The sequence below is a fragment of the Clostridium sp. genome (genome assembly GCF_051654825.1).
Classification (GTDB): domain Bacteria; phylum Bacillota; class Clostridia; order Clostridiales; family Clostridiaceae; genus Clostridium.
Genome location: NZ_JBOFYU010000275.1, coordinates 1 through 5066, shown reverse-complemented (window position 1 = coordinate 5066; position 5066 = coordinate 1). Strand labels below are relative to the sequence as shown.

The following is a 5066-nucleotide window of genomic DNA, read 5'->3' as shown; positions in this document are numbered from 1 at the left end:
TAATAAGAAGAATCGGTATCTTCACCTAAGATTGCTATAGTTCCTTTATCACCTAACTTTTCATCAATTCTTAAAAGATATCCGTCTTCTTTATCATAAATTTTTGAATCATACACAATATGTTCATTTACATAAGTATCTACAAATTCACCTGAACCATTAGTTCCTATGATTATGTTAGTTTTATCGTTTACAATATTATTTGAAACCTTTGCTTCTATTGATTTTGATTTTAAGATTTCATGAACAAATTCTTTTGTCCACTCATCAATAGTACTATCTACTACTAAATTTACCTCATCAGTAATAGTTATATAGTTATCTAAATATACTTGACTTTGTGGTAATGGATAAATTTCGTAATTCGAATCTTCTATATTTTTTATTGGCTCATTATTTGCTTCTAAATTTGTTGCACTTACAACACTTGAAGCATTACCTGTTAACATAGCTAATACTACTAAAAAGCTTGTTATACGTCTTAAAATAAACCTCTCCCCCATTTAAGATAAAATTAAAATACATTTTATTGAATTTATACCTTTATTATACATTTCGGAAATTATTATGTAAATATTTACTTCTGAAAACTTTAGAATTTTTATATTAAAATATTAAATTTTTCTTCTTTTTTATATACTTTTAGATATTTAGTTATAAAAAACTTATTTTTACCACTTATTCTCTTTATTTTTTCCTCTCATTAGTTTAAAATTAATAGTAAAAATACTTATTTTAATATATAGATTGTTATTTTTCTTTATTTACATATAATAAAGGTATATTTAATCTAAAATCTAGTAAAAACGGTATAAACAGAATTCTTAGCTTCAGGTGGAGTTTTAACTACACCTAAAGGTTAGAATGCGTTATCTAAGGGCGTGAACCATGTAACACTCCAGCCTGAAGAAGAGGTAGTCTTACAAGTTATAGCCATGAGATAAACAAAATTTATAAATATAATAAACGCAGGAGAGGTATGAATATGTCAACTGAAATTAATTCATCTAATTTTATAAGAAACATAGTTGTAGAAGATTTAGAAAGTAAAAAGCATGATGGGATTATTACTCGTTTCCCACCAGAACCAAATGGTTACTTACACGTAGGTCATGCTAAGTCAATAGTTTTAAATTCTGGATTAGCTCAAGAGTTTAAAGGGAAATTTAACTTAAGATTTGATGACACTAACCCAACTAAAGAAGATACAGAATATGTTGAATCAATTAAAGAAGATGTTAAATGGCTTGGAGGCAATTGGGATGAAATATTATTTGCTTCTAACTATTTCGATATAATGTATGATAAAGCAAAGCTTCTTATCAAAAAAGGATTAGCTTATGTTTGTGATTTAAGTCCTGAAGAAATGAGAGAATACAGAGGAACTTTAACAGAACCAGGAAAAGAAAGTCCTTACAGAAATAGAAGCGTTGAAGAAAACCTTGATTTATTAGAAAGAATGAAAAAAGGTGAATTTAAAGATGGAGAAAAAGTTTTAAGAGCTAAAATAGATATGACTTCTCCAAACATAAATATGAGAGACCCAATAATATATAGAATTTCTCATGCTCATCATCATAACACTGGAGATGCTTGGTGCATTTACCCAATGTATGACTTTGCTCATCCACTTGAAGATGCTATTGAAGGAATTACACATTCAATTTGTACTTTAGAATTTGAAGACCATAGACCACTTTATGATTGGTTTGTAAAAGAATGTGAAATGGAACATACTCCAAGACAAATTGAGTTTGCAAGATTAAACATTACTAATACTGTAATGAGTAAAAGAAAGCTTAAGCAATTAGTTGATGAAAATGTAGTTGATGGTTGGGATGACCCTAGAATGCCTACAGTTTGTGGATTAAGAAGAAAGGGATATACTCCTGAAGCTATAAGAAACTTCTGTAATGCTATTGGTGTTGCTAAAGCTAACTCAACAGTTGATTCTCAAATGCTTGAGTACTTCATAAGAGAAGATTTACAATTAAAAGCTCCTTCAGCTATGGCTGTAATGAAGCCATTAAAGGTTGTTATCACTAACTATCCTGAAGATCAAACTGAAATGTTACCTGTTTCAAATAATGCTAAAAACCCTGAAGCTGGAACTAGAGAAATTCCATTCTCAAGAGAAATCTATATTGAAGAAGATGATTTCATGGAAGTACCAGTAAAGAAATACTTTAGATTATTCCCTGGTAACGAAGTAAGATTAATGGGTGCTTACTTTATAACTTGTAATGAAGTTATAAAAGATGAATCAGGTAAGGTAGTAGAGCTTCACTGTACTTACGATCCTGAAACTAAGAGTGGTTCTGGATTTACAGGAAGAAAGGTTAAAGGAACTATCCACTGGGTAGATGCTAAAACTGCTAAGGCTGCTGAATTTAGACTTTATGAACCATTAATATTAGATGATGAAGAAGAAAATGAAGGAAAGCACTTCCTAGAGCAAATAAATCCTAACTCATTAGAAGTTTTAGAAGGATTTGTTGAAGAGACAGCTGGAAATACTGCTAAACCTCAAGATAAATTCCAATTAGTAAGAAATGGTTTCTTTAATGTTGATACAAAATATACTACTGATGATAAATTAGTATTTAATAGAATAGTATCATTAAAAAGCTCATTTAAATTATAAAATTAAGCAAATTATAAAGACCTAGCTAAATTAATTAGCTAGGTCTTATTATTTAATTAAAGATTCATAAAAGCTTCAAATCTTGCTCTTACTTTTTCTTCTCCTAAAATATGCATTATTGTATAAAGGTCTGGTGTATTACTTCTGTGAGTAACTGCAGCTCTTACAGCTCCTGCAACATCTGATATCATTCCTTTATAGCTTTCTGGATTTGCCTTATATTCTTTTCTATTAGCACAGTATCCAAGATTTAATGCTATAGTCTTTAAGTCCTCAAACCATTCTTCTTGGCTTGATACATTGTAGTTAAATTCCTTTGCATAAGTTTCTATTACTTCTTTAGCCTTTTCTAAAGTAACTGTCTTTGGTAATTCAATTTTATCAGCAGTTTCCTTTGCAAATAATTCATCAAAGAAGTAGAATATTTTTTCCTTTACTTCATCCCATTTAGCAAAGTCTTTTCTTGGCTTTGGACCATCTTTATCAATGTTAAAGATTTCTTTTGACATCTCTTCATTAGCTGTAACTAATTCATACATTTCCTTGTCAAATTCCTTTGCCCATGCAACATAGTAGTTATAAACATCTTCAGCCTTCATTTTGCAAATAATTTCCTTACTTACATCATTTAATTTAACTATATCAAATAATGCACCTGACTTACTCATCTTATCTAATGAAACTTCAAAGTCATGGTAATCAGCTGTAGGATTTTCAGTTCTCCATTCTTCGAATGTTGAGTTTATTATGTTTAATAAGTACTCAATAACTGTAACCATTGGATATCCAACTTCTTTGTAGTATGATACAGCAGCTTCTGCATCCTTTCTCTTTGAAAGCTTTCTCTTTGAACCATTATCATTTTTCATGATTGTTGGTATATGAGCATATTGTGGTCTTTCTAATCCTAATACATCAAATAATTGAACATGTATTGGAAGTGATGATAACCACTCTTCTCCTCTTATAACATGATTAGTTCTCATTAAAGCATCATCTATAGCATGAGCAAAGTGATATGTTGGAAGTCCATCTCCTTTAATAATAACTATATCTTGGTTATTTTCTGGGAAGCTTATATCACCTTTTATTAAATCATGGAATTCTACTCTATTTTCTATGTTTCCTGGTGACTTTAATCTAACTATGTAGCTTTCACCATTATTTATTCTTTCTATAGCTTCTTCTTCAGTTATATTTCTAAACTTAGCATATTCTCCATAATATCCTGGAGTTATTTTTGCTGCTGTTTGCTTTTCTCTTAAGTCAGCTAATTCCTCTGGTGTACAGAAGCATGGGTAAGCTAATCCCTTTCTTACTAAATCCTTAGCAAAAGTCTTGTATATTTCTGCTCTTTGACTTTGTCTATATGGACCGTAATTACCTTTAAAATCATTTTCTCCAGTCATTCCTTCGCTAAAGTCCATTCCAAAGTTATGCATAGTTTCTATTGTATCTTCAATAGCTCCTGCAACTTCTCTTTTTTGATCTGTATCTTCTATTCTTAAATAGAAAACTCCATCTGTTTGGCTTGCTAATCTTTCGTTTATTAAAGCAGCAAATACTCCACCAATATGTTGGAATCCTGTTGGAGATGGAGCATATCTACAAACTACTGCACCATCCTTTAATTCTCTTTTTGGATACATCCCAATATAATCTTCTGGTGTTTTATCAACATTTGGGAACATTAATTCTGCTAATTTTTCAAAATTCATTTTGTCACCTATCCTTTTAAATATTAATGCTTTAATTTTAGTTATATAAGTAAATAATACAATTAACCTCTTATAACATTATCTTAAAACATGATCATTAATTTAATAATTTTTAATTGATATTGAATCCTAATTAATTCAACATTAATTAAAAATTATATATTATTATTTGCATAAAAAAAGCCTTTCATCCTAAAATAATTAGGACGAAAGACTGCTTCCGCGTTACCACCTAAATTGATTAAATTATTATTTAATCCACCTTATATCTTTAAGGGAATTACCCCATATGCTTACTCTACAACGTATTTTTCAGCTTATAGCTCCAAAGCTTCCTTCAATAGTATTATTTTTTAGGTTCTCACCATCCCTAAATCTCTTTGAAATAACAAACTATTTACTCTTCTTTTTCAACGCAATTATTATTTATTTTTCTACAAATTTATCATTAATATTATAACTTTCAATTAATATATTGTAAATAACATTTATTAAAATTATATTTAATTTACTTAAATATTTTTAATATATTCCCTAGGTATTAGCTTAATAAACCTACTTATTTCACCTTTCCTACCATAAGAGTCTCCTATATTACTTGTTATATATAATCTCTTTTTAGCTCTAGTTAAGGCAACATAAAAGGTTCTTTTTTCTTCCATTAAGTTATTACTTCTAATAGACATATATGATGGGAAGGTACT

General features: G+C 29.2%; 4 protein-coding genes and 1 other annotated feature. Of the genes, 1 reads left to right on the top strand and 3 read right to left on the bottom strand.

Annotation, left to right across the window (positions count from 1 at the left end; genetic code table 11):
• A partial coding sequence (locus tag ACRDBA_RS16715) for a glycoside hydrolase family 20 zincin-like fold domain-containing protein (protein ID WP_438574069.1) occupies positions 1 to 449 on the bottom strand: 449 nt, incomplete at its 3' end.
• Between the two features lie 536 nt (positions 450 to 985).
• Between ACRDBA_RS16715 and ACRDBA_RS16710 the strand changes: the two genes are divergently transcribed.
• Entirely contained in the window at positions 986 to 2644 is a 1659-nt protein-coding gene (locus tag ACRDBA_RS16710; protein ID WP_438574068.1) for a glutamine--tRNA ligase/YqeY domain fusion protein, read from the top strand.
• Between the two features lie 56 nt (positions 2645 to 2700).
• On the opposite strand, the gene gltX is transcribed toward ACRDBA_RS16710, so the two are convergent.
• Positions 2701 to 4362 carry a glutamate--tRNA ligase gene (gltX, locus tag ACRDBA_RS16705; RefSeq protein WP_438574067.1) on the bottom strand — a complete coding sequence of 554 codons (1662 nt, stop codon included), beginning with the start codon at positions 4360 to 4362 and terminating at the stop codon, positions 2701 to 2703.
• Between the two features lie 199 nt (positions 4363 to 4561).
• Positions 4562 to 4785: a binding site (T-box leader), on the bottom strand.
• 89 nt (positions 4786 to 4874) lie between these two features.
• Positions 4875 to 5066: 3'-5' exonuclease (locus tag ACRDBA_RS16700; RefSeq protein ID WP_438574066.1), on the bottom strand; the 192-nt coding region annotated here is incomplete at its 5' end.